23 protein-coding genes are annotated in these 25,473 nt (G+C 60.7%); 13 read left to right on the top strand and 10 right to left on the bottom strand.

Going from position 1 to position 25,473, the window contains the following annotated elements:
- Positions 1 to 3: 3 nt before the first annotated feature.
- From NUV55_RS11285 to NUV55_RS11255, 7 genes are all read right to left on the bottom strand, one after another.
- On the bottom strand, positions 4 to 1,071 hold the full coding sequence (locus NUV55_RS11285) for an ethylbenzene dehydrogenase-related protein (protein WP_296673061.1): 1,068 nt from the start codon (positions 1,069 to 1,071) through the stop codon (positions 4 to 6).
- The gene (locus tag NUV55_RS11280) at positions 1,068 to 2,252 is read right to left on the bottom strand and encodes a 4Fe-4S dicluster domain-containing protein (protein WP_296673059.1); all 1,185 of its coding nucleotides are present in this window, start codon (positions 2,250 to 2,252) and stop codon (positions 1,068 to 1,070) included. Before NUV55_RS11280 ends, NUV55_RS11285 begins: the two co-directional genes overlap by 4 nt.
- The gene (locus tag NUV55_RS11275) at positions 2,245 to 5,082 is read right to left on the bottom strand and encodes a molybdopterin-dependent oxidoreductase (protein WP_296673057.1); all 2,838 of its coding nucleotides are present in this window, start codon (positions 5,080 to 5,082) and stop codon (positions 2,245 to 2,247) included. Before NUV55_RS11275 ends, NUV55_RS11280 begins: the two co-directional genes overlap by 8 nt.
- 4 nt (positions 5,083 to 5,086) lie before the next feature.
- Positions 5,087 to 5,635, bottom strand: a complete 549-nt coding sequence (locus NUV55_RS11270) for a TlpA disulfide reductase family protein (RefSeq protein ID WP_296673055.1) — start codon at positions 5,633 to 5,635, stop codon at positions 5,087 to 5,089.
- Positions 5,636 to 5,656: 21 nt separating this feature from the next.
- Entirely contained in the window at positions 5,657 to 6,544 is an 888-nt protein-coding gene (locus NUV55_RS11265) for a sulfurtransferase (protein WP_296673053.1), read from the bottom strand.
- A 130-nt stretch (positions 6,545 to 6,674) separates the two neighbouring features.
- On the bottom strand, positions 6,675 to 7,103 hold the full coding sequence (locus NUV55_RS11260; RefSeq protein ID WP_296673052.1) for a hypothetical protein: 429 nt from the start codon (positions 7,101 to 7,103) through the stop codon (positions 6,675 to 6,677).
- A 17-nt stretch (positions 7,104 to 7,120) separates the two neighbouring features.
- On the bottom strand, positions 7,121 to 8,587 hold the full coding sequence (locus tag NUV55_RS11255) for a YeeE/YedE thiosulfate transporter family protein (RefSeq protein ID WP_296673049.1): 1,467 nt from the start codon (positions 8,585 to 8,587) through the stop codon (positions 7,121 to 7,123).
- A 277-nt stretch (positions 8,588 to 8,864) separates the two neighbouring features.
- Here NUV55_RS11255 and NUV55_RS11250 point away from each other — a divergent pair, with 277 nt between their 5' ends.
- The 8 genes from NUV55_RS11250 to NUV55_RS11215 all read left to right on the top strand — a co-directional run bounded on the left by NUV55_RS11250 (position 8,865) and on the right by NUV55_RS11215 (position 18,919).
- Positions 8,865 to 10,343, top strand: coding sequence for a radical SAM protein (locus NUV55_RS11250; protein ID WP_296673047.1), 1,479 nt, complete (start codon positions 8,865 to 8,867; stop codon positions 10,341 to 10,343).
- Positions 10,344 to 11,852 (top strand): cellulose synthase family protein, encoded by a 1,509-nt coding sequence (locus tag NUV55_RS11245; protein WP_296673045.1) that lies wholly within the window; start codon positions 10,344 to 10,346, stop codon positions 11,850 to 11,852.
- On the top strand, positions 11,849 to 13,177 hold the full coding sequence (locus NUV55_RS11240; RefSeq protein ID WP_296673043.1) for a hypothetical protein: 1,329 nt from the start codon (positions 11,849 to 11,851) through the stop codon (positions 13,175 to 13,177). Before NUV55_RS11245 ends, NUV55_RS11240 begins: the two co-directional genes overlap by 4 nt.
- The gene (locus NUV55_RS11235; protein WP_296673041.1) at positions 13,177 to 14,028 is read left to right on the top strand and encodes a DUF547 domain-containing protein; all 852 of its coding nucleotides are present in this window, start codon (positions 13,177 to 13,179) and stop codon (positions 14,026 to 14,028) included. The genes NUV55_RS11240 and NUV55_RS11235 overlap by 1 nt, the downstream gene beginning before the upstream one ends.
- Before the next feature lie 3 nt (positions 14,029 to 14,031).
- On the top strand, positions 14,032 to 14,733 hold the full coding sequence (locus NUV55_RS11230; protein WP_296673039.1) for a glycosyltransferase family 2 protein: 702 nt from the start codon (positions 14,032 to 14,034) through the stop codon (positions 14,731 to 14,733).
- Between the two features lie 60 nt (positions 14,734 to 14,793).
- Positions 14,794 to 17,670 carry a bifunctional [glutamate--ammonia ligase]-adenylyl-L-tyrosine phosphorylase/[glutamate--ammonia-ligase] adenylyltransferase gene (gene glnE, locus NUV55_RS11225; RefSeq protein WP_296673037.1) on the top strand — a complete coding sequence of 959 codons (2,877 nt, stop codon included), beginning with the start codon at positions 14,794 to 14,796 and terminating at the stop codon, positions 17,668 to 17,670.
- 108 nt (positions 17,671 to 17,778) lie between these two features.
- Complete coding sequence (locus tag NUV55_RS11220; RefSeq protein WP_296673035.1) at positions 17,779 to 18,702, top strand: branched-chain amino acid transaminase; 924 nt, start codon at positions 17,779 to 17,781, stop codon at positions 18,700 to 18,702.
- Between the two features lie 22 nt (positions 18,703 to 18,724).
- The gene (locus tag NUV55_RS11215) at positions 18,725 to 18,919 is read left to right on the top strand and encodes a zinc-finger domain-containing protein (protein ID WP_367280410.1); all 195 of its coding nucleotides are present in this window, start codon (positions 18,725 to 18,727) and stop codon (positions 18,917 to 18,919) included.
- Between the two features lie 22 nt (positions 18,920 to 18,941).
- Here NUV55_RS11215 and NUV55_RS11210 read toward each other — a convergent pair whose 3' ends face one another.
- The 3 genes from NUV55_RS11210 to NUV55_RS11200 all read right to left on the bottom strand — a co-directional run bounded on the left by NUV55_RS11210 (position 18,942) and on the right by NUV55_RS11200 (position 20,601).
- On the bottom strand, positions 18,942 to 19,739 hold the full coding sequence (locus tag NUV55_RS11210) for a class I SAM-dependent methyltransferase (protein WP_296673032.1): 798 nt from the start codon (positions 19,737 to 19,739) through the stop codon (positions 18,942 to 18,944).
- A gap of 84 nt (positions 19,740 to 19,823) precedes the next feature.
- Positions 19,824 to 20,321 (bottom strand): DUF456 domain-containing protein, encoded by a 498-nt coding sequence (locus tag NUV55_RS11205; RefSeq protein ID WP_296673031.1) that lies wholly within the window; start codon positions 20,319 to 20,321, stop codon positions 19,824 to 19,826.
- A gap of 40 nt (positions 20,322 to 20,361) precedes the next feature.
- Positions 20,362 to 20,601, bottom strand: a complete 240-nt coding sequence (locus NUV55_RS11200; RefSeq protein ID WP_296673029.1) for a hypothetical protein — start codon at positions 20,599 to 20,601, stop codon at positions 20,362 to 20,364.
- Positions 20,602 to 20,785: 184 nt separating this feature from the next.
- Between NUV55_RS11200 and waaF the strand changes: the two genes are divergently transcribed.
- From waaF to NUV55_RS11175, 5 genes are read left to right on the top strand one after another with little or no spacing between them, the layout of a single operon-like run.
- Positions 20,786 to 21,799: a lipopolysaccharide heptosyltransferase II gene (gene waaF / locus NUV55_RS11195; RefSeq protein ID WP_296673027.1), complete on the top strand. Its 1,014-nt coding sequence runs from the start codon at positions 20,786 to 20,788 to the stop codon at positions 21,797 to 21,799.
- A 30-nt stretch (positions 21,800 to 21,829) separates the two neighbouring features.
- Positions 21,830 to 22,906: a putative lipopolysaccharide heptosyltransferase III gene (gene rfaQ / locus NUV55_RS11190; RefSeq protein WP_296673025.1), complete on the top strand. Its 1,077-nt coding sequence runs from the start codon at positions 21,830 to 21,832 to the stop codon at positions 22,904 to 22,906.
- Positions 22,903 to 23,349, top strand: a complete 447-nt coding sequence (locus NUV55_RS11185; protein WP_296673023.1) for a GxxExxY protein — start codon at positions 22,903 to 22,905, stop codon at positions 23,347 to 23,349. The genes rfaQ and NUV55_RS11185 overlap by 4 nt, the downstream gene beginning before the upstream one ends.
- 36 nt (positions 23,350 to 23,385) lie before the next feature.
- Positions 23,386 to 24,513 carry a glycosyltransferase family 4 protein gene (locus NUV55_RS11180; protein WP_296673022.1) on the top strand — a complete coding sequence of 376 codons (1,128 nt, stop codon included), beginning with the start codon at positions 23,386 to 23,388 and terminating at the stop codon, positions 24,511 to 24,513.
- Positions 24,510 to 25,472 (top strand): glycosyltransferase, encoded by a 963-nt coding sequence (locus NUV55_RS11175; protein ID WP_296673020.1) that lies wholly within the window; start codon positions 24,510 to 24,512, stop codon positions 25,470 to 25,472. The genes NUV55_RS11180 and NUV55_RS11175 overlap by 4 nt, the downstream gene beginning before the upstream one ends.
- Position 25,473: the final 1 nt, after the last annotated feature.

Raw genomic sequence — 25,473 nt, 5'->3', positions numbered from 1 at the left:
TACTCAGCGCAGCGCCTGTAGAAACGCGGCGATGTCGCGCTGTTCCTGTTCCGTTCCCTGGAACGGCGGCATGAGTGAAACTTTTTTCCCGTCCTGCACCATCGAGTACCCCTTGCCAGGCACGACAAGCTTCGAAGGTTCCGCGATCGATTCGAGCAGATAATCGGCGTGATGGATGCCGCCGGCGTAAGAGAGGCTGGGGCCCACTGCGGGCTGCGCGGGATTGCCGGGGAAGGCGTGGCAGGCGGCGCAGCCTTTTTCCATCATCAGGCGTTTGCCCGTGGCGGGATCGCCGGTCACCGATGACACAAGTTGCCGCGCATAGTGTTCATCCGCCGCGCCCTTCTCAAAACGCAGCACCTGCCAGGCGGACAGGCGCTTGGCGCCGTCGCGCTCCGCCTGTGCGCCGTTCCAGAACGCCAGCGCCACCGGCACCAATCCCTGTTTGGCAGAATCGACGCGCACGCAATATTCACCGCCGGCGGCAAGTTTGCGCCGGAACACCACGCGCCACCGGCCGTCCTTCAAAACGCCTTTCGCCTGTATGCCGTCGGAGGCTTGCACGGTGAGCGTGCCAAAACCCTCGGCGGCGAGCGTCTCTGTTGTTCCGTCGGCGCGCCACAGCCACATCGTCACGGGCGCGCCCGGATTTCCCATGCCGATATAGGGCAAGCGCACGCCGGGCCCATATTGCATCGGCCATTGCACCGCCGCCGCGTCTGCGAACTTGCCGACGCCGCGCGTTTTCTCCACCGAGGCATCGGACCATTCGAGCCGCAGCGCCAGCTCTTCCGCGCTGTACAGCGCGCGCACGGTCACGGTGCCGGCCTCGGCGATCTCGCCCGGCAGACGTATCGTGTTCTGCGGGTAGACGCGGACCGTCGTTGCCGGCGCGGTCTGCCACAAGGCATCGTCCGGATCGAGCGGCAACGGAGCGGAAGCCTGCTTCGCGAGAATCGCGCCATCGTCACGCTCCGCCAGCGCCACGACGCCCGCGAAAGAGAAAGCGACAACCAACAGCGCGGGCAACACGCGCCCCCATTGGCGGATCATGCCGTCTCCGAAGGTCATGTCGTTTCTCCCGTGTAATTGCCGGCCGCCACCTCGAGATTGTCGAGCTTGTCTTCCAGGCTCTCCTTTTTGTTGAGGGCAACGATTGGAATCACGCGCCGGGAACGGCCACCGGGAGACGCGGCCGCGGCGGGCGGTTGGGGCGCGCCCGGTTTGCGGTAGTAGTCCGCGTCCAGCTTGAACATCTCCTCGTGACGGTAGGCGATGAGCAGGTCCATCAGCTCCGATTCCTTGCCGCGGCGTTTTTTCTCGCGCTCCTGCTCCAGCCGCTTCAGCACCTCCGGCACGCGCGGACCCAGGAGCCCAGTGAGAAACGCATCCGGAATGCGGCGCTCGCCCGTCATCCGGCCTTGCGCGTCGTATTTGGGAGGCGAAAGGGGCGGAACGTAATAAACATTCGGCTGAGTGCCATACTCCGCGTGCAGCGGCAACGCCACTTTCCATTTTTCGACAAGCTTGTGGACCGGTCCGTCCACATCATCCAGATAACCGATGAAGCGAATGCGCCCCACGCACTGCTGCGCGCAGGCCGTCGCCAGGCCTTGTTCGATCCGCGGATAGCAGAAGATGCACTTCTCGGACTTGTTGGTGACGGGATTGAAGTAAATCTTCTTGTACGGGCAGGCGGCGACACAGTGCTGGTAGCCGCGGCAGCGCTCCTGGTCGATGAGCACGATCCCGTCTTCCTCGCGCTTGTAAATCGCCTGGCGCGGGCAGGCGGCGAGGCAGGCCGCGTTGGTGCAATGGTTGCAGATGCGCGGCAGATAAAAATAGTAGCTGTTGGGATGTTCGCCCGCGCCCTGGTCCTCGTCCCAGTTGGGACCGTTGACGGGCGGCGTGACGGGCTTCAGCTCCGGCCGCTCATTTCCGGCGCAGGCGGAATGCTTGTCCACGGTTACGCAACCCAAGGCTTCTTCGTAGTTGAGTTCGAACGGCGCGCCGTAGTCCTGATGGAGATCCGGAATACGTCCGGGCTTGAGGTTCCCGGCGTCATCGAACCCGCCGCCCGATTCCTCCCACTTGCGCGGGTAGCCGTTGCCCGGATGGGTTTCGACGTTGTTCCAGTACATGTACTCGCGGCCGTTGCGGTTGGTCCACTGGGTCTTGCAGGCCGTGGTGCAGGTCTGGCAGCCGATGCACTTGTTGAGGTCCATCACCATCGCGATCTGGCGTTTAGACATGGTTGCCGCCCTCCGCCTTCGCCACGTCCACCGTGGATTCGTAGGCGATCTGGTTGCCGTCCCACTCGGCGCCGAACTTGAGATGCCCCCAGCCGCCGGCCAGCTCCAGGGGCGACAGCACACCCGCCACCGGCGCGTCCATGCCCACGCGCTTCCGGAACTGATGCGGCTCCCAGGCGTGATCCATCATGAGCGTGCCGGGGCGCACGCCCGGCAGCAGCTTGGCCATCGCCGTGAACTCACCGACGTCATTGAATATGCGCACGGTATCGCCGTCGCGGATGCCGCGCGCGGCGGCGTCCGCGAGGCTGAGGTTCACGTGCGGCACGCCGCGCTGCTGCCGCAGCATGTATTTGTTGGAGCGCCACGTGGAGTGGATGCCCCAACGCGTGTGTGGCGAGTAGAACTTGAGCGGGAATTTCGCGGGGTGCAGCGATTCGCGCGCCGTGGGCACGGCCGCGCCCAGCTGCAGGAACACCTCGTGGTCGATGTAGAACGTCTGCCGGCCGGAAAGCGTGGTGTAGGGCCGGCGCAGGTAGAACTGCTGCTCGAAGGAACGGTAGGGTTTGTTCGCGTACAACGGCGAGGTGAGCCCGGCGTTGGTGTTGAGGATGAGAAAGCCGCGCTCCACCGCGTCCTCGAACTTCCACGGCTGGAACGCCGGGACGTTCTCGACGAGCCACTTCACCACGTCCTTGTCGGTGTTGAGCTTGCCGTCCATGGTGTAGTCTTTGTGCAGCGTGTCGAGATCGCGCGTGACCGGCATGTCCTTGTCGTCCACTTTCACCGTGAACTCCGTGTCGGTGAGCTTGGTAATGCCGCGTTTTTTGGCAGCCGCTTCGATTCCCTCCGCGAACAGCCGGCAGATTTCCCACTCCGATTTCGTCTCGCCGACAGGCTTCAGGCCCGGCGGTGGCACGGTGAGGTTGACGAAGCGGTGGTAACCCACTTCGCCGCGGATGTCCCAGCCCTCGTAATGGCTGATGGCCGGTAACACGTAGTCGGCGAGCTCGGCCGAGGAGTCCATGCGGAAGTTGACGTTGACGTAGAGCTCGGTCGCGTCGAGCACAGACTTTTTATAGTGCTCCGAGGATTTGTTGCGCCGGAATATGTTGTCCGCGAACAGGATGCGCGCCTTCGGCTCGCCGTAATTGGCCATCCATTTCTCGTCGCGACTCCGTTCGGCCAGCTTCACCAGGTCGTCCGGACTCAATCCCGCGCGGCGCTGGAATTCCCGTGCGTCATCGTAGTGCTTGTGGAATGTCTCCCACATTTTTCCGGACAGCCACTCCCCGAGGAAGCCTGACTCGAAGCGCGCCGGCTTGGGGGTCGAGAGCGGGCCGATCCCGCCCAGGCTCCACTGGTGCTCGGTGTCCACGACGTCATGGCCGGTGAGCGCGCAGAACAGCGCCTGCGCCCAGTTGGTGAGGATGCCCCAGGCATACTTGTGCAGGGAAAATCCGATCGTGAGTCCGGGATCGTGCGCCCGCGAATACTCGTGCGCCAGCTGGCGCACGAGGCTCGGGTGGATACCGGTGTATTTCTGCGTCTTCTCGGGTGAAAATTTTGCGGCCTCCTGCGCCACCAGCTCGAACACCGTCGTGACCTTGACCGATTTGCCATTTTTGTCCTTGACCGTGAAACGGCCCTTCAGCGCCGGGTCGATCTTGCCCAGGCGCAGGGTACCGCGCTTGCTGCCGCGTGTGCCGGGCGCGGCCACGGCCCGCTGCGTCGTCCGGTCCCAGACATAAAAGATTTCATCATTGTTTTCCTTAACTTCGGGCCCCCCTTCTTTCGCTTCTTCGCCCGTCTTCTTGACGGGAGGTGCCTTGGCCTCGTGCAGGAGATCGCTGGCGCGCAGCAGCTTGCGGTTGTCGAGGCGCACCAGGAACGGCAGGTCGGTCTGCTCGCGGATGAACGCCTCCTTATAAAGTTTTTCCTTGAGCACCACGTGCACCAGCGACATGGCCAGAAAACTGTCGCTGCCGGGATTGATCGAGATCCACTGATCGGCATGGATCGCGGTCGGGTTGTAGTCCGGCGCGATCACGACGATCTTGGCGCCGCGCCACTTCGCCTCCCACAGGTAATGTGCGTCCGGGATGCGGGTAACGTTGGGGTTGAAGCTCCACAGCACGATGTAATCCATTTCGAACCAGGCATCGAGCGAGGTGCCGACGTTGGGGATGCCGTAGGCCAGCGTGGCACCGGTGAACATGTCGCCCACGGCGCTCGAGGGATAGAGCCGGGTGGAACCGAGTAGCGAGCCGAGCCGCAGCGGGCCCGCACGCCGGCCCTGGGACAGGATGCCTGTGCCGCAGTAGACCATGACGCCGCCGGGGCCGTGCTGGGCGAGCGTGTCCACCGTCTTTTCGCTGATTTCGGCGATGGCCTGGTCCCAGGGAATGCGCGTCCATTTGCCTTCGCCGCGGCTGCCTGCGCGCTTCATCGGATACAGCAGGCGGTCCTTCTCGTACATCGCCTGCGAGTGAATCGTGCCCTTGTTGCAGCCGCGTGGATTGGCGTCGGGGATATCCAAGGCGATCTGCGGATACTGCGCCAACTGCTCCTCGCGCGTCACCATGCCGTCCTTGGCAAAGATCTTAAAGGCGCAATTGCCCTGGCAGTTGGAGCAGTGGAACGCGAACCCCTGCGCATCGCCGCGCGTGGCGGCGAATTCCCGGCGGTAGAAATCCTCCCAGGCGCGGTTGGGATAACCCTGGAGCGGGTCGTCCACCGTCACGATCTTGGCCAGCGCATCGAGCGGCAGGCCGAGCTTCAGGGCGCACAGGCTGCCGGAGTATTTGAGAAAATCGCGTCTTGTGGTCATGCGCTCATCCCTCGTTGTTCTTGCGAGACTCCTGCAAAAGCGTCTTCACGGTGTCGCGCCCCTCGGGCGAGAACCAGTCGTATTCGCCCAGCACGCGATGGGTAATCCGTCCCTGCCGGTCGATGAGATACGAGACCGGTACCCCCGGGTTGCTGTAGAGATTGCTGATAATGCTGTCGCGGTCGTGCAGCACGGGAAAGGTGAGTTTCAATTCTTCCGCGAAGGCCTTGACCTTTTCGGTCGAGGCCTGATCCACGGATATGGCCACGATCTCGAAACCGTCGGTGCGCAGGGACTGATAGAGCCGTTCCATCGCCGGCATTTCCTTGCGGCAGTTGGCGCACCACGTGGCCCAGAAATTGAGCAGCACCACCTTGTCTTCGAAGTCGCGGAGGCTCACGAGTTTTCCGTCCAGGTTCCGCAGCATGAAGGCGCTCGCCGGGACCGGATTTTTCACCTGCCGCAATTCCCCGGCCGTGGTGGTGACCGTGGCAACACTGAACGCTGACAGGAACAGTGCGATCAGCCCGAGTCTGGTGGTCGAGGTGGTCATGGCATCAACTCTCTGTGCTGTCTATTTCTCCAGCGGCAGGCGCGGGTCGGCGGACCACTCTTCCCAAGAGCCGGAGTATTCGAGCACGTTGTCGTAGCCAGCGAGCTTCATCGCCATGGCCATCATCGTGGAGCGGCCGAGTCCGATCTGGCAATAGGTGATCACCTTGGTGTCCTTGGAGATGCCCTTCTTTTCGAGAACCTTTTTTATATCGTCCGCCGATTTGAACGTCTCCAAGCTGTCGGCGAATTCGGTCCACTCCAGAAACACGGCACCGGGGATGTGACCGCCGCGCGCCGCGCCTGGAACGAGATCCTGACCGATGAATTCCTTGAACGAACGCGTGTCCGCGAGCACCGTTTTCCGGTCGCGTTTTTTCACGTCCGCCAGCGTCACCACGAGTTCCGGGCGCGGCGTGGCGGTGAATTTCTTCTTTTCCACCTTCACCGCTTCCTGTGTTACCGGACGGTTCTCCTTCATCCACTTGCGGAAGCCGCCGTTCAGCACCTTCACGTTTTTGTGCCCAAAAAAGTCGAGAGAGAACCACACGGCCGAGGCGAGCGGGCCCTCGCCGCCGTCGTAGACGACGACCAGGGTGCTGTTATCGATGCCCGCCGCGCCGAATATTTTTTCGGCGTCCTGCGGGCTGGCGGGATAGCCGTTCTCCTTGCGCGTTTTCAGCGTCGCCAGCAGCTGGTAAAAAATGTTTACCGAGCCCGGAATATGCGCGCGCTGGAAGGTTCCCGGGTCCACCGCGTCCACCACGCGGACGTTGGGCTGATTCATGATTTTGACCAGCTCATCCGTCTCGATCAGCAACTCCGGACGTGAGTAGCCTTTTGCCGCCCACGCGGGCGACGCTAAAAACAGCACCAGGATCGCCGCCAAAATCGTTTGCATACGTTTCATTAAATACATGACTTCTTGCCCCCGTTTGTTTGTGCCATCAATCAGTTCGTCTGATTTACGAATTACAATTCACGATTTGCTTCTTGCAGCCTTTTTTCCTGGGCCCCCGCCGGGGGCCGCGGATTTACAGTCAACCCTTGAAGAATTCCTTCTTGCCGGGCGGATTGAGGATGGTCAGTTTCGCCACCTCGATCTTGCCCTTGTCCTGGCCCTGGTCCAGGATCTTGCCTTCCAGCTCGACCTCCAGCCCGAAGGCCTTGTCGAGCGATAGCTGGTCGAGGTCCTTGCCGGCGAACGTGTTAGGATCTTTTTCCTGGCCGAGTTGCTTGTCGAGCGAAGCCTTGTCAAGGTTTTTGCCGGCGAGCTTGATGTGGAAGTAATCGCCTTCCTGCGTCCAGAAGACCATCGGATCGGCCCATTGCAGGTAGCACTCGCCGATCTTGCCGAGCTGGGCGCACTTCTCGCCGAGTATGCGCCCCTTCATCGTCTCCGCCAGCGCCAGGTCCACGGCAAACACCATCGCCAGCGTGACCAGTAACAACGTGATTCTGTTTTTCATATCTCAGATATCCTTCGTCAGAACGTCACTACGAGATCGCTGCTGCTCACCCAGCTCGCGAGTGTCTTCATGGATCCACGCGGGATGCCGTCGATCATCTCGCCTTCCGGAATGCGGCAGCCGTCGAGCGCCAGCCCGCAGGCATTGACCTCGAGTCCGTACTCCATAAGTTCTTTCAATAATTCCTCCAGATTCACCACGCCCTCCGGCGGTTTCTGGCCGCGCTTGCCGACTTCCACGCCGTCGTCCAGCAGATGCACGTGCACGTTCATGCCTTCTGCGATCGAAGCGCCCGCGAAACGCAGCGCATGCCATGCCTTGTTGTCGCCCTTGTAGGGTGGGTTCTGGATGATGATGGTGATGGTCTTGGCGCCGTTTCCCGCCGGCGCCGGTTCAACCGCGGGCGAATCGCCGCAGCTGGACAGCATTTTCTTCAGACCCTCGGGAACCGGACGGCCGGAACAGTCTCCGCTCATGATGGGCCTCCCGGAACTGCCGGTTTGTGGAACCTTTTTCGCCTGCGCGAGGGTGTAATAACCGGTCAACGCACTGCCTACGAAGATGGCGGCGAGCGTGACGATGCTGCCCGGCGCCAGCAGCGGGACACCAGTGAGGCCGTGGCCGACGGTGCAGCCTGCGGCGAGCGAGGCGCCGACACCGAGGCCAACGCCGCCCGCGAACATCTTGGCGAATTCCTCCGGCTTGGGGATGGACAGTTTCATGGGGCCTTCCTTGCGCGCGGCGAAGTAAGCGCCGAGCGGCAGGCCGAGCACGAAGAGAATGTCCCAGCCGCCGAAACCCTTGGCCGGAATCGAGGCGCCGCTCGTGAGGCGTGTGAGATCCACGGCGCCTCCGATTACCGACATGCCAAACTGGCGCTCGACCAGCGCCGACAGCGGCCATGCCATCACGCCGACCGACCCCAACAACAATCCCGTGCGCCGCCAGGTCCAGGCGCCGGCCTTTGTGGTTTCTGTGCGCATAAGGAATACGAGCAGCAACACGCCCAGCGGGACCAGCAGTGCCCACAGCGGCAGACCGAGCGACGTGGCGTTGAACGATACCGCGCCAAGGCCGTGAACGGCATCACGCAAACCTTTCAGCGGTCCCACTTCGAACAGGGTGGCGCCCAGCATCAGGCCGATGACGCCCGCCACCGCACCCAGGTTGCCCGCGCCGGATTTGAACCATACCCCGGCGGCGCAACCCGCCGCCCAATGCATGGCGACGCCGAAGAGCAGGCCGCCCAGAATGGCGCCCACGGGAAAAAAAGAAGGAAAGGTCGGTTGTGCCCACCCCAGCGCGAACACTGCCGGCATGGCGATCATCTGTACCGCAATCGCGAGCCCCAGGGCCTTGACCTTGGTGTAATCGCGCTTGGTAATGACGAAACGGAAACCGGAATTGAGGCAGAATGCCCCGCGCTGGGCGATATAGCCGTACAAACCGCCGATCACCAGACCTGTTATCACTGCCGTGCTCATCTATAACCCCCTCACAAACAGAAAGCGGCGTTGGCCGCTTCCCTGAAATACGTTTTGTTATCCATCACCTGAAATGCCAGCCTTATATTGACAATATCAGGGAGTTCTTATACTAATAAAGTAATCACTTGATTAAAAGAATATAGAATTTTTAGACCTTGTCAAGCAGCTACTTCTTGGCAGGGAAGGAATTGAGCCAATGCCTTAATCCGGCAGGTGTTTTACTATGTCTTTGCCGGACGAAGGTGGCCGAGATAGTCCGCGGGGACGGCAGCCGATGAGAATCAGCCTGATCAATGTGCAGATATCCGAGGGCAATAATATCGTGCCGCCCCTCGGCATACTTTATATCGCCGCGGTTCTGGAACAACAGGGGAATGAGATCCAGGTATTCGATATTGATCCGGACGTTTCCCCGTGCATCGATCAAGTCAGGAAATTTTCACCGCATATTGTCGGCATCGGCTGTTATACCAATACCTATCCGAAGGCGCGGCGTCTGGTCGCAAAGCTGAAACAGGAGTTGCCGCAGGCGATCTTTGTCTGTGGCGGCGTCCATGCTACGGCGAAACCGCAGGAAACCATCCGCGAACTGAAAGTGGACTACCTGGTGTACGCTGAGGGCGAGCGTTCGATGAGCCAGTTGGTGGGATGTCTGGAGTCCGGTTCTCACCAGGAAATACCCTCCATCAAGGGGCTCTATTACTGGAAGGACGGCGAAATTGCCCACACCGGCCCGCCCGATCTGATCGATGAACTCGATTCCCTTCCCTTTCCGGCGCGTCATCTGCTCGACTACCGTCCATATCTTGTTCCGCCGGGCATGATCCGTGGCTACGCGATGGAGTGCGTGACCACCATCTTCACCAGTCGCGGTTGCCCTTACCCCTGCACCTATTGCGCCAGCCACATCGTGCAGGGAAAAAAGGTGCGGCGCCGCACGGCGGCCAACGTGGTCGCCGAGATCGAATCGCTCGTGCGCGATTACCGCATCCGCGGCTTTTACTTCTGTGACGACCTCGTCACGGGCGACCGCGAGTGGATGATGGAATTCTCCCGCCAGCTCGCGGAGAAAAATCTTGGCTTGCGCTGGGCCTGCCAGTCGCGCGTGGACTACGTGGACGAGGAAATGCTGCGCCCGATGAAACAGGCCGGCTGCGTGCAGCTCGACTTCGGCGTGGAGAGCGGTTCGGACAAGACGCTGAAGACCATGAAAAAGAAGGCAACCGCGGACGAGGCGCGCGCCGCGTTTGCGTTGATGCATCGGATGAAAATGCGCGCCTGCGCCACCTTCATCCTCGGCTTCCCCGGCGAGACCGAGGAGGACATGGAAGAAACCTACCGGCTTGCCAAGGAGATCAACGCGGACTACACGGCTTTCTATTTCCTCACGCCCTATCCCGGGACCCCGATCTACAACATGGCGGTACAGAACGCCTGGATAGACCCCAAGCTGATCGCCGAGGAGCGCTTCACGCACCGGCAGGCCGCCGTGCCGATCATGGCGATCGAGCATTCTCCCGAGAAGCTTGCCGCGATACGCCGACGGTTCCAGAACCGCTTCTTTGTGCGCAATTACCTGCGCTGGCGCAACCTGCGATTTTACGGCTCGCTGCTGCTGGCGCTGCTCAGTAGCCCGCGCGACACTGGACGCGCCCTCGCTGGCTTTTTCAGAACGCTGCGCCTCGATGATTTAGTCGAGTCGGTATTCGAGCTGCACCAGCGGCGCCATCGCGCGCGCTTCGGAGCCCGCTGAATGTCATTCGCCGGATTTTTGCAGGGGGGATTTCTGGCCGTCTATTTCCTCGCACTCGGCCTGCTCTGTCTCTACGGCCTGCACCGCTATCACCTCGTGTATCTGCGCTATCGGTACCGGGATCGTCCGCCCCTGACTGCGCCTGTCCGCGACTGGCCGACGGTTACTGTTCAGCTGCCCATTTATAACGAGCGCTACGTCGCCCCAAGGTTGCTCGAGGCGATCCGGTGGCTGGATTATCCGCGCGACCGCCTGGAGGTGCAGGTGCTGGACGATTCCACCGACGACACCACGTTGCGGCTCGAACCGGTGATCGCGCGCCTTCGCGCGGAAGGGTGGCGCGTGACGCACACGTGTCGCGGGAACCGCCGTGGCTACAAGGCCGGCGCGCTGGCCGAGGGGCTGGAGCAGGCCGACGGCGAGTTTGTCGCAATCTTCGACGCCGATTTTCTGCCGCCACCGGATTTCCTGCGGCGTATGCTGCCGTATTTCACGGACGCGAACATCGGCATGGTCCAGGCCCGCTGGGGATTCCTCAACGGCGATTACTCCCTGTTGACGCGGTTGCAGTCCATTTTCCTGGACGCGCATTTCCTGATCGAGCATCTCGCGCGCCACCGTTCCGGACGCTTCTTCAATTTCAACGGCACCGCCGGTGTGTGGCGCAAAAGCTGCCTGATAGATGCCGGCGGCTGGATGGCCGACACGCTGACCGAGGATCTCGACATCAGCTACCGCGCCCAGCTGCGCGGTTGGCACTTCGTGTTCGCCGCGGACGTGATCGCACCGTCGGAACTCCCGGTGGAAATGACGTCTTTCCGTCTGCAACAGCACCGCTGGGCCAAGGGCTCGATTCAGACCGCACGCAAGTTGCTGGTCGCCGTAATCGCAAGCCCCTTCTCCTGGAAAGTTAAAGTCGAGGCGTTTTTTCATCTCACCAACAACGTCGCGATGCTGCTGCTGGTGTTTTTCTCCGTGGCACTGCTGCCGTCCGTGCTAATTCGCCAGAGTCTCGGTTGGCAAATGGCGGCCTGGATTGAGCTGCCGTTGTTCGTATTGGCGGCGCCTTCTGCGGCTTTATTCTATGTCACGGCGCAGCGCGCCGCCGGCGTCGGCGGGTGGTGCAGTCTCGGTCGCGTCCCCCTGCTGATGGCATTGGGAACGGGCATGGCGCTCAATGCCGCACGGGCGGTGCTGGAGGGATGGCTGGGACGCGAATCCGAGTTCCGGCGCACACCGAAGCACGGAATACAGACTGGCGCGGATTTCCCGGCAAGCAAGGTTTATCGCGGCAGGTTGGATGCCGTTACGGCGGGCGAGTTGCTGCTGTCCGCTTATTTTCTTGTCGCCTTCGTCTTCGCCATGGCGCAGCGGTTGTACATCCCCGCGCCGTTCCTGTTCATTTTCTTCTCCGGTTATGCCTATGTGTCCTTGGTCTCGCTGCGGCAGAATGCGGGCCGGTGGCGTGCCGGCAGATGGCAGCTAAGTCAGGATATTCCGGCGCCATGAGTCTTGCCATGATTCGCAATCCGACTGGAAAGATTTTTCTCCATGGCATGGCGCTGGTAATCCTGTTTGCCGGCATGCTGGCGCTGGGCGATCTGAAGCACGCGGTGCCAACTTTCCTGCTGCTGTATTTTCTTGCCTTCGCCGCCTATGCCTGGGTGGTGCGCAAGATTCTCGCGGACGCCAGGGCTTTTTCGACTCCGGCGGCAATATTTGTAATCGTGGGTTTAGCCTTGTTGTTCCGCCTGACGCTTTTTTTCAGCGCCCCAAGTCTTTCGGACGACATCTATCGCTACGTGTGGGACGGAATACTGGTTAATCACGGCATCAACCCTTATCAATATGCTCCGGGCGCGCCGGAGCTGGCCCCGTTGCGCGATGCACTCCACGGGCATATCAATCACCAGGGCGTCGGCACGCCCTACGGGCCGGTGCTGATGGGCGTGTTCGCCGCCGTGCAGAATGTCGCGCACTCTGTGTATGTGATGAAAATCCCATTTGTGCTTTTCGACGGTTTGATCGTTCTCTTGTTGCTGCGTCTGCTGGACATCGCAGGCAAACCGCGAAGCCTCGTGCTGATCTACGCCTGGAATCCACTCGCGGTGGTGGAAGTCGCCGGCAGCGGGCATAACGACACTGCCGCCATTTTGCTGCTGCTGGGCGCGATCTATTTATTGATGCGCGGGCACGGCCGCCTGTCCGCCGCGGGACTTGTCGGCGCCATCGCCGCCAAGTATTTCGCGTTGCTGTTCCTGCCCGCCATGTGGAAGCGCCTTGACCGGGCCAAATGGCTGATCCTGCCGCTCGGCCTGGCGCTGCTGTTCGCTCCGTTTGCCAGCGCGCTCGACCAGCATTTTGCCAGCGTGTTCACGGTCGGTACCTACTGGCGTTTCAACGACGGCCTGTTCGCGCTTCTGAACTTCGTCACGGGTTCAGCGGACGTCTCCAAGGCGATCGCGGCGGCGATTTTTGCTGGTGTCGCGATCCTGGTTTACCGTAGCGATATGCCGGTACTGAAAGGCGCGCTGTGGCTGATGGGCACGGCGCTTCTGCTCACCAGCACGCTGCATCCTTGGTATCTGCTGTGGCTGCTGCCGTTTCTGTGTTTCTATCCGCAACGCGCGTGGATCCTGTTCACGGGGCTCGTCGCGCTTTCGTACCATGTGCTGATCCGTTATGCCGCCGAAGGCGTGTGGGAGGAAAGTCCGTGGGTCAAGCTCGCCATCTATGTACCGTTCTTTTCCCTGCTGCTGGTCGATATGTGGCGCAGCCAGCGGACGCGCGCCGCCGGGTTTCTGGCCGCGGCGAACCGTGGAGAGTCGCAGTGATGAAACGCAATCTTGTTACCGCGCTGATCGTAGCCGGGGGATTATGGCTGGCCGGGTGCACTGAGGCGCCCCCCCCGTCCACGGCGCCTTTCGATCACCGACATGCGCTGCTCGACCAGGTGCTGCAAAAACATGTCGAGAACGGTCTGGTGAATTACCGCGCGCTTCAGGCCGATCAGGAAACGCTCAATCGTTATTTCCAGACGCTCGCTGGCGTGGACCCCAAGGCTTACGAGGGCTGGACGCGCCAGCAGATGCTGGCCTTCTGGATTAACGCCTACAACGCCTACACCCTGCGCGTGATCGTGGATCATTATCCCGTCACGCGCTCGATCTTCGCCGACCCCCTGCGCCGTTATCCCGCCGACAGCATCCGCCAGATACCCGGTGTATGGGGTTGGCGGAAATGGCCGGTCATGGGAAGCAAATTCACGCTCGACCACATGGAGCACACCATTCTGCGCCAGGAACTGATAGAGCCGCGCATACACTTCGTGCTGGTGTGCGCCTCGATGGGCTGCCCTTTGCTCGAAAGCCGCGCCTTCGACGCGGAATATCTGGAACAACGGCTGGACCGGGCGGCGGTCAACTACATCTACCGCGACCGCAAGGTACAGATCGACAAGGCAGGCAACGCCGTGCGCTTGCCGCAGATCTTTAACTGGTTCGCCGGGGATTTCACACCCGATGCGCAGACCGCCGCGATCTTCGCCCGTTACCCGCACGCGGCGGTGGGTTCGCTCACCTGGGTTTATCGTTACGCCAATGCCGAAGATCGTGAATTTCTGCGCCAGGGAAAGTTCGGGCTGGCTTATCTGGAATACGACTGGGCCCTCAACGACGGGCGCTGACTTATGTCACCGAAAATCGGAGTTATCATCCCCGCGCGCGACGAAGAGGATTCGATCGCGCATGTCCTGCGCGACATCCCGGCGGATCTCTCTCCGTGTGTGGTCGTGGTCAACAACCGCAGCACCGACCGCACCGCAGAGATCGCCCGCGCGCACGGCGCGGTAGTGATCAATGAACAGCGGCCGGGCTACGGGCGCGTCATGCTCACGGGCCTGGAATATTTTGCGCGGCATCCGGTGGACATCGTGGTCTTCCTCGACGGCGATTACAGCGATTATCCAGCGGAGATGGGACGGCTGGTGCAGCCGATTGTCGAGGAAGGTTACGACCTCGTATTGAGCACCCGTTTGAATCCGCTGCTCGATAAAGAATCGCTGGGACCGCACGTCATCTACGGCAACAAGCTGGTGGTGTTCCTGATGAATCTCCTGTCTGGTTCGCGCTACACCGATCTCGGCCCGTTCCGCGCGATCCGTTACGACGCGCTGCGCAAACTCGACATGCGGGACCTGAACTACGGCTGGACCGTCGAGATGCAGGCCAAGGCCTGGCGTCTGGGTCTCAAGGTCATGGAGGTGCCCATGCGTTACCGCAAGCGCATCGGGCAATCGAAAATTTCCGGGACCATCAAGGGGACGGTGCTTGCGGGCAGCAAGATGATATATATGGTGTTCAGGCGTTGCCTGTGGCCGCGGCGGCGGTAATCCGCCAGTGCTTTGGGTATCATGGCCGGGCGGGCGCCAACGTGTGCCGGCGTCAAGGCTATGAACAACTCCGCCAAACAAACGTTCGATGTGGCCCTCGCTGCGATTCCTGAACCATTGCGGGCCCAGGTGTCCGCCCATTGGCAGGAACTCGCGCCGGAGGTGGCGCAACTTCCGCCGGGAAAGTGGCTCGAAACCCTGCCGCGCGTATTTGCCACGAGTGAATTCGTCGCCCGTGCCTGTGTCCAGCAGTCGGCGCTGTTAAATGATCTGATTTCTTCCGGCGACCTGCTGCGTCCCTATCCGGCCGGCGATCTGGCGGCGCGCGTGGCCAAGTCACTGGCGGAGGCCGCGGACGAGCTGGCGCTGAAAACCCGGCTGCGGCAGTTGCGCCGGCGCGAGATGGTGCGTATGGCCTGGCGTGATCTGGCCGGCTGGGCCGATCTCAGGGAAACCCTCGCCACACTTTCGGAGTTCGCCGATGCCTGTGTCGACGGCGCACTCGCGAAACTCCATGCCTGGGCGGTGGAGAAAAGCGGAGAACCACGCGGCGAACAAAGCGGCAAGCCCCCAAAGTTGGTGGTGCTGGCCCTGGGCAAGCTCGGCGGACAGGAACTCAATTTTTCCTCCGACATTGATCTCATTTTTGCTTATCCGGAAGAGGGCGAGATACAAGGTCCGCCGGCGCTGAGCAACCACGAATTTTTCCTTCGCCTCGGCCAATCACTGATCAATGTGTTGAATGAAAATACCGCCGACGGTTTCGTGTTCCGCGTGGACATGCGCCTGCGCCCGAACGGCGCCAGCGGCCCACTGGCGTTGTCGTTCGCGGCCATGGAGCACTACTACCAGACGCACGGACGTGAGTGGGAGCGCTATGCCTTCATCAAGGCGCGAGTCATTGCCGGTGACAAGGCGGCGGGCGAGGAGTTGCTCAAGACGCTGAAGCCGTTCGTGTACCGCAAGTACCTCGACTACGGGACCATTGAATCGATACGCAACATGAAAGGCATGATCGAGCGTGAGATGGTGCGCAAGGGCATGCATGGCAACATCAAGCTTGGGAGCGGCGGCATCCGCGAGATCGAGTTCATTGCCCAGACACAGCAGCTGATCCGCGGCGGCCGCGAACCGCAGTTACAGGAGCGCCATCTGCTGGCGGTACTGCCGCGCATGGTAGCGGCGGGTTGCATGGACCCTGGCACAGGAGATGAGCTGATGCAGGCCTATGTGTTACTGCGCAATGTCGAACATCGCCTGCAAATGGTGGCCGATCAGCAAACCCAGCAACTGCCCACCGACGAAACCGCGCAGCTGAAGCTGGCCTTCGCCAGCGGTTTCGCCGATGTCAAAAGCCTGGCCGTTGAGCTCGAACGGCAGCGTGACAATGTGCATCGGCATTTTGCGCAACTGTTTCGCACCGAAGGCGAAGCCACCGGTGAGCACGAAACCGACAAGCTCGCATCAGTCTGGCTGGGTACGGCCGATGCCGAGATCGCGAAACAGATACTGCGTGACAGTGGTTATGCACAATCGGAAGAGGCACTCAGTCTGGTAAACGGGCTGCGCGAGGGGCCGATGGTGGCGGCGTTTTCAACAGGTGCCCGTGCACGCATGGACCGCGTGGTGCCGCTGGTGCTCGAGGCGGCGGGCAAAAGCGACGAATCGCTGACGACCTTGCAGCGGTTGGTACATCTGCTCGAGGCCGTCGGCCGGCGCACGGTTTACTTCTCGCTCATGGCAGAGAATCCGCAGGTGCTGACCCAGCTGGTGCGGCTCGGCGGCGCGAGCCCGTGGATCGCCAACTGGATCGCGCAGCATCCGATCGTGCTCGATGAGTTGCTCGATCCGACGCTATACGAGTTGCCGACACCGGAGGCGTTGCAGGATGAGTTGCGGCAGCGGTTGGCACATATTCCGGAAGAGGACCTCGAACTGCAAATGGAAGTGTTGCGTGAGTTTCGTCATGGGCATGTATTGCGCGTGGCGGCGTCCGATGTCGGCCCGGGCCTGGCGCCGGAGCAGACCGGCGCGGCGCTGGCGGCGGTGGCGGAAAGCATGGTCACGGCGGCACTGGATCTGGCGGCACGCGATCTCGAACGCAAGCACGGTGCACCGCAATGCCCGGGCAGGGAGACGCCACCCGGCTTTGCCGTCATCGGTTATGGCAAGCTTGGAAGTCGTGAGCTCGGTTACGGTTCCGATCTCGACATGATTTACCTGTATGAAGGATGCGCAGACGGCGCTACCCGCGGGTCGCGCCCGCTTCCGAACGAAGCCTTCTTTGCGCGCCTCGGCCAGCGACTGATCCACATTCTCACCACACGCACGCCCGGTGGCATCCTTTACGAGGTGGACATGCGCCTGCGTCCGAGCGGCAAGAGCGGTCCGCTGGTGACGAGCCTGACCGCCTTCCGCGATTACCAGCGTGACCATGCCTGGACCTGGGAGCATCAGGCCCTGGTACGGGCGCGGCCGGTAGCCGGTAGGCCGGGGCTGGCACGACAGTTTGCCGAAGTTCGCGAGGAAATCCTGTGCCGTCCACGCGATCTTGCCAAGCTCAAGACGGAAGTGCGGGAGATGCGGGGGAAGATGGTGGCGGAAAAAGTGGATCACGATACGACCCAGGCCGATGTGAAGCATGACCCGGGTGGTATCGTGGATATCGAATTTATGGTGCAATACTGGGTCTTGCGGTGGGCGCACAATCATCCCGGGCTCACCCGCCACACGGAAAATATCCAACTCCTGGAAGCCCTCAAGGCCGAGGGTCTGCTGGAACCGGCACGGGCGCAGTTGCTCACGGAGGCTTACCGCCGTTATCTTTCCGTGGAGCATCGCCTCAAGCTGATGGAGCGCGGTGCGCTGGCCAATCCCGCGGAACTCGGCGACTGGCCGGAAAGAGTGCGAGAGGTTTGGAAGGAAGTATTTGATTAAGAGTTTGAACCGCTGAGATCGCAGAGCACGCTGAGTTTTTGAAATTGGGATTTCTCTGCGTCCTCTGCGCGCTCTGCGGTGAAATTTAATATCTTGGAGATAACTTCGATGTCGATGGCGGATCGTGACGGTGTCATCTGGTACGACGGCAAACTGGTGCCGTGGCGCGAGGCCACCACCCATGTACTGACCCACACCCTGCATTACGGCATGGGCGTGTTCGAAGGTGTGCGCGCGTATAAAACTCCCAAGGGTGCGGCGATTTTCCGGCTGCAGGCACACACCGACCGCCTGTTCCGCTCGGCGCATATCCTCGATATGAAAATTCCCTACGACAAGAAAACGCTCAATGAGGCGATTCGCGCGGCGGTGCGCGAAAACAAGCTCGAATCCGGCTATATCCGCCCCATGTGTTTCTACGGCGCCGAGGGCATGGGCCTGCGCGCCGAGGGACTCAAGGTGCACGTGATTGTGGCGGCCTGGTCGTGGGGTTCGTACATGGGCGAGGACGGCATCAAGAACGGCATCAAGGTGCGCACCGCGTCGCTCAATCGCCATCACGTCAACATCAACATGTGCCGCGCCAAGGCCAACGGCAATTACATGAATTCAATGCTGGCGCTGCGCGAGGCCCTGTCCGCCGGCTGCGACGAGGCCATGTTGCTCGATACCGAAGGTTACGTTTCCGAGGGCAGCGGCGAGAACATTTTCATCGTGCGTGACGGTGTCATCTACACGCCCGATCTCACCTCGGCGCTGGACGGCATCACGCGCGCCACCGTCATGCAGCTGGCCGGCGATCTCGGCATCAAGGTGCTGGAAAAGCGCATCACCCGTGACGAGGTCTACATCGCCGACGAGGCCTTCTTCACCGGCACTGCCGCCGAGGTTACGCCGATCCGCGAGGTTGACGGGCGCGCCATCGGCACCGGCAAGCGCGGGCCGGTGACTGAAAAACTGCAATCGCTGTATTTCGACATCGTGCACGGCCGCAACGCCAAATACGCCGACTGGCTGACACCGGTGGCGTGAGGAAGTTGCCGTGGCAGCCAGCATGAAAGAAGAAAAGCTGATCGAGCCCAACGCGCAGATGCGCTACGAGGTCACGCGCGCCGATCTGCCGTTGTCCTGTCCGATGCCGGGCATGTCGCTGTGGAATTCGCACCCGCGGGTGTATTTGCCCATCGAAGACAGCGGCGAAGAGCGCTGTCCCTACTGCGGGGCGGTGTACGTCCTCAAGGACAAATAAACCATCTGGTTGTTGGCGGAAACTAGGCAGCGCCAAGCTGCGGCTTGTGTGCCTTATGGAATCCCACCGTTCCTCCAAGTACCGAATTCCCGATGACATTTTTGAATCCCAGATCCACGAGCAGGGCGGACAGCTCTTCCGTCGAATAGAACAGGCGGATGGTCTGGATGAAGTAATCGCGGCATTTCATCGACGCTGGTCCGCTGCGGAACAGCCGGGGGATTACCCCCATGAGGACTTTTAAGTATAGGTAGTAGGCCTGCTCCACCAGCTTGTTGGCCGGCCGCAGCATGTCGCAATGGTGGAAATGGCCGCCGGGCTTGAGTACCCGGTTGATCTCGGAAAAGACGTCGATGACGCGCAGGTGCCGAGTCGCCCATTGCAGTGTCACCACATCGAAATAGTTGTCCGGGAAAGGCAGACGGTGCACGTCGCAGATGAATGACTTGATTCGAAATCCGTGATTTTGAGCGCGGTCCCGGCCGACCTGCTGCATCGCGATGCTTCGGTCCGCCGCGTACACGTCGAGTCCCGGTTGTTTTTTCAAAAGACTGATCCCGATTACATTGGTGCCGGCGCACACGTCCAGCACCTTGTGATGGGGCTGGATGTCGATGGTGGAGATGAACCGGTCGCGCAGCCGGTTCAGCATGCCGAGACTGGCAAAGATATTGGCGCGGTCGTAATAACGCGCGACGTCGGAGAACACGGCATTGATTTCATTTGACCAGATAGCTTTGAATGCCTTTTCCCGGTCATTTTCTTTTCCGGCATAGCAGCAGTTCATGGTGTTCACTTGTTCTGGAATCGATGCGTTCATTCTGACACCTTATAGTGGAATTCTCTCCTATATATGCGAATCTGCGTGTCCGGTAATTGACATAATTCAACTTTTGCAGGAAAACTAGTTTCCCCCGGCAAAACGGGCGATGGCGAAGATCCCCAGCATGGTGAAGGCAATTGCCAGCTTGGCGGCGGTTCCGAGCACGATTCCCACGGTGGCGCCGAAGCCGGCGCGACCGGCTTTCCCCAGGTGGCGCTGAGTGGAAAACTCTCCGATAGCTGCTCCGAAAAAGGGTCCCAGCAGCACCCCGGGAAGACCGAAGAAAATACCTATGACAGCACCCATTACGGCACCGGTGATGGCGCGTGGAGAGGCGCCATAGCGTTTGGCGCCGAAGGCGCTGGCCATGAGATCGGCCGGATAGGTGAGCAGCGCGAGTATGCCCAACACCGCCAGCGTGCCCCAGCCGACGTACGCGAAATTGTCAACCCAGGCGGCAACCACAAGACCGGCGAACACCAGCACGGCACCGGGAATGACCGGGAAGAACAGGCCCGCGAGTCCCACGAGCATAAGCGCCACGGCAAGCACCCACAACAGGATGGTGACGGTCGTCACGAGTTTGGCCGATCAGATGAAATTGGTTTCAACGGCGTGCTCAGGAATGTCTCTCTTGTTTGTTCCCTGCCGCATTCTTGATGACATGTACCATGAACGGCAACATCAGGGCGGCACCGATGCCGATGAAAACGGGACCGTAATGATCAAACCGCCATGACGCCGGGAGAATGTCGACGCCCGCGACATAGTTTGCCAGTCCGAGACCCAGCAGTGCGGTTCCGATGATGTCGAGAATGAGAAGAACGGGTGGAAACAACAGGGAATTCTTTTCCGGCATGTCAGTCTCCTGTGGCCGTGTTTCCGGGCCAGTATAGCAAAGGCGATTCCGTCGATTCTGGCGGACCGCTGGCGTGGTTGATGCCGCCTTCACACCTGCCTAGAATCGCCGGGATGCGAGGAATGCCCGCCGGGATTCAGCCGATGACTTTCGTCCTGCGACACAACGGACGATAACGCCGCGCTTGGAAAAAAATCCTCCACGTTTCCTGATCGTTGGACCGTCCTGGGTCGGCGACATGGTGCTCGCGCAAAGCCTGTTCAAACTCCTCAAGCAACGTCATCCGGATTCGCGTCTCGATGTGCTTGCGCCCGCCTGGACGCACCCGTTGTTGGCGCGCATGCCGGAGGTCGACGAGGCAGTCGCTGCTCCCTTTGTTCATGGCCGACTCGATTTGGGCGTGCGCTATCGGCTTGGACGCCATTTGCGGACACGCGATTACGATCGCGCCATTGTCCTGCCCAATTCGTTAAAGTCCACGATCGTTCCTTTCGTGGCGCGCGCCCGCGTTCGTTCCGGTTTCATCGGCGAGTGGCGCTACGGATTGCTCAATGACATCCGCAGGCTGGACAAACGGAAACTCCCGCGTACCGTGGACCGGTTCGTGGCGCTGGCGCTGTCTCCTGATGAAGAGCTGCCGGACATCCCCTTGCCGCGGCTGAAGCCGGATACGGACAAGGCCCGCGCCACGCTGTCGCGTCTGAATCATCCATTGCCAGCGACGCCGGTACTGGGCCTGTGTCCCGGTGCTGAATACGGTCCGGCCAAACGCTGGCCGGCGGAAAATTTTGCCGAAGTGGCGAAGGCAGGACTCGCGAAGGGCTGGGAGGTGTGGCTGTTCGGTTCCAACAAGGACAAGCCTGAAACGGACGCCGTTCAATCGCTCACTCAAAACCGTTGCTTCGATCTTGCCGGCAAGACCACGCTGGAGGAGGCCATCGATCTGTTGTCATTGACCGCCGCCGTGGTGACCAATGACTCCGGGTTGATGCACGTGGCCGCGGCGCTCTTGCGGCCGGTCGTGGCCCTCTACGGTTCCTCGGACCCGAAGCATACGCCGCCCATGAGCAGCAAGGCCACCGTGCTTTACCTTGGCCTCTCGTGCAGTCCGTGCTTCGAGCGCGAATGTCCGCTGGGACACCTTAATTGTTTGCGACAGATCGGGCCGGAGCGCGTAGCGGCGGCGCTCAAGGGGTAAGCCGGAAAAAAATCTGCTATCGTTGGCGCGATGCTCAAGGACGCCGTCGACCTTTCCGCCCTGCACCGCGTGTTGGTGATCAAGCTCCGCCACCTCGGCGATGTGCTCCTGACCTCTCCGGTTTTCACGGTCCTCAAGAATCATGCCCCGCATCTCGAGATCGATACGCTGGTGTACCGTGATACTGAACCGATGCTGTCGGGCCATCCCGCCATCACCAACATCTTCACTATCGACCGCGACTGGAAGCAGGAAGATTCAACGTCGCGTTTGGCACACGAGTGGCGCCTGCTGCGTAATCTGCGCAAGCGTCACTATGATCTGATCATCCATCTCACGGAAAATTCTCGCGGCGCGGTGCTCAGTCTGTTGCTGAAGCCGCCTTATAGTGTCGCGCGCGATTACCCCGCCAAGCGTGGGCGTCTGTGGCGCAACAGTTTTACCCATCTCTACCCGTCACCGAGTCGGCGCCATACGGTGGAAATGCATCTCGATGCCCTGCGTCGCCTTGGCGTATGCCCGGGTGCGGACGAGCGCCGGTTGGTGTTGGTCCCGGGCGCCGAGGCCGAGCGCTCGGTGCGCGATTTGCTGGCGCGCCACGGATTGGCAACCAGGGGGTTTATCCACCTGCATCCCACATCGCGCTGGATGTTCAAAAGCTGGGACACGGACAAGAACGCCGCGCTCATTACTGCCTTGCAGCAGTCGGGCGAGTCGGTGGTGCTTACTGCTGCGCCCAGCGATCCCGAGCTCCAGTATGCCGCGCGCATCACCGCGCAGCTGAAGAAGCCGGTGGTGGACTTGTCCGGCAAGCTCAACCTCAAGCAGCTTGCCGCGCTGACGGCGCAGGCCAAATGTTTTGTCGGCGTGGACTCCGTGCCCATGCACATCGCGGCGGCGGTGCAGACTCCCTGCGTCGCGATGTTCGGGCCGAGCAACGAGCTGATTTGGGGTCCGTGGCAGGTGAGTCACCGTGTGTTGACGCTGCCGTATTCCTGCCGGCCCTGTGGCATTGACGGCTGCGGTGGCGGAAAGATCAGTGAATGTCTGACCGATATATCTGTAGATGATGTCCTGAACGCGATAAATGAGCTAATTAAAAAATGAACTGCCAAGACGCCAAGACGCCAGAAAAAGGCGGTCAAAACTTGAAAAAATCCAGAATAGAACCTGACAAAAGGCTCGATCAGCTTGCGAGCGTAATCGTAGATGCGGCACTTGAGGTTCATAGGTATCTTGGCCCAGGTTACCTTGAGTCTATTTATGAAGAAGCCTTGGCAGTCGAGCTGACGTTACGTAATTTGCCGTTCGTACGCCAAATTTCAATTCCAGTCAGATACAAAGGACAGTCAGTGGGACAAGGACGTCTGGACTTTCTGATTGACGGAGCACTTGTTGTTGAGCTGAAGGCGGTTGATGCCTTACATCCGGTTCATAAAGCTCAGGTCATCTCTTATTTAAAAGCGACTGGCCATCAACTCGGCTTGCTCATGAACTTTAACGTTCCTGTGTTGAGCCAAGGTATTCAACGAATTGTTTATTCTAAATAACTTGGCGTTCTTGGCGTCTTGGCGGTTCGCAATCAAATGCTGAAAATTGCTCTCATACGCCAGCGCTATGCGCAAGACGGCGGCGCGGAGCGTTTCGTGGCTCGCGCCATCGATGCGCTCAAGACACAGGACGTCCGCGTTACGCTGGTGACGCGTGAATGGAGCGGTGGCGATGGGTTCGAGGTGCTGACGTGCCGGCCGTTTCATGTTGGAAGCTTGTGGCGTGATTACGCCTTTGCACGTTGTGTCTGCAGGACGTTGGCGCAAAAAAAATTTGACCTGGTTCAGTCGCACGAGCGCATCGCCTGTTGTGATATCTACCGCGCCGGGGATGGCGTGCACCGCGAATGGCTGAAACAACGTGCCCGCGCCCTCGGTTGGGCCGGCCGCTTGCGCCTCGCGCTCAATCCCTATCATGCCTATGTGAAAGCGGCGGAAAAGGGCATGTTCACCGGCCCGCGACTCAAGGCGGTGATCTGCAATTCACGCATGGTACGGGACGAGATCAAGCAGTATTTTCATCTGCCCGACGACAGATTGCCCGTGATCTACAACGGCGTGGACACGGCGGTTTATCATCCCGACCTGAAGGCGCACCGCGACGCCATCCGCGCGCGTCATGGCGTTCCGTCCGATGCCACGCTTTATTTGTTTGTCGGCTCCGGGTTTGAACGCAAGGGCATGTCCGTGCTGCTGCAAGCCATGGCCAGACTTCCGGAGAATGCTTTTTTGCTGGTGGTGGGCCGCGACAAGCAGGCGGACCGGTTTCAGCAACGTGCCCATGCGCTCGGCCTTTCGCGGCGCGTGATTTTTGCCGGGGTGCGGGAGGGCGTCAGGCTTTATTATGGTGCGGCCGATGTGCTGACATTGCCCACGCTTTACGATCCGTTCCCCAACGCGGTGCTGGAGGCGATGGCCAGTGGGTTGCCCGTTGTCACCAGCCTCAAGTGCGGCGCGGCGGAGTTGATCGAGAATGGAAAAAACGGTTTTGCCTGTGATGCCCTGGATGTCGAAAACCAGACGGCGTTTATGCGTACCCTGCTCGATGCGGAAACCCGGCGGCGTATCGGATGGGCCGCGCGCCAAACTGTGGAGCCACTGACGCTCACGGCCATGAGCGACAGTCTGGTGCGGCTCTACCGCGAACTGCTCGCGAAGCCATGAAGTTCATCGTCAATTACCGCAACTTCATCCCCATTCGCGAAGGTCTGGAGAGCAGCGGCTATACCGTTTACGAAAATCTGTGGAATCCGACGGATGAGCAACTACAGGATTGCGACGGCTATCTGCTGGACATGTATGACGCCATGAAGCGCCCATGGGACACACTGCGGCTCAAATCACGTTTGCGCCAGCGCCGGATTCCGCTGATCGGATGGAATCGCGATGCGCCGTGGAACAAGGGCGCCAAGCGCCGGCGTCTGTGGTGGTTCCGAAAATTGCGCGTGCTGGATATCTACATGGCGCACAGTCTTCAGGGGGCTGCGGCGTTTACATCCGCTGCCCACTACCTGCCCAATGCCGCGTGGGTCGCGCGCTACAACCTGGCGGGCCGTACGCTTGATGAGCTGCGTGACTCGCAGCGCTACCGCTATGATGTTTCGTTTGTCGGAACCCTGGACGCGCAGAAATATCCCGAGTTCACTGAACGCGCGAAATTCTTTGCCGAGCTGGAGCGGCGCCTGACCGGTTTTGGCGTCTCGATGTGGTTCCGTCACGGCAAGAACATGCCGCTCAAGGATCAGATCGAATTGATCCAGCGCAGCCGGATCAACCTGAATTTCGGCGCCGCCTGCGATGACGGTCCCGAGAAAAGCTGGGGCCTGCCCGAGCGCTGCTACGGCGTGCCGGCGTGCGGCGGTTTCCTGCTGAGCGAGACGCGCGAGCATGCCGCGAGGGATTTCGATATCGGCAAGGAGTGGGTGGATTTTTCGAGCATGGAAGATTGCGTCGGCAAGGTCAGGCATTATCTGGCGAACTTTCCGGAGGTGCGCGCTATCGCCGAGCAGGCCCACCGGCGCGTGCTCCGGGAGCATACCTATGAGCACCGAGCCCGGACGATGGTGGCGGCCGCACGGGAATGGAAGGCGCGGGCGCAAAGCCGTGCCGCACCGGCGGATTGAT

It is taken from the genome of Sulfuricaulis sp. (genome assembly GCF_024653915.1).
Lineage (GTDB): Bacteria > Pseudomonadota > Gammaproteobacteria > Acidiferrobacterales > Sulfurifustaceae > Sulfuricaulis.
The sequence above is the reverse complement of the archived record's forward strand: the minus strand, read 5'-3'. Positions and strand labels throughout refer to the sequence as shown.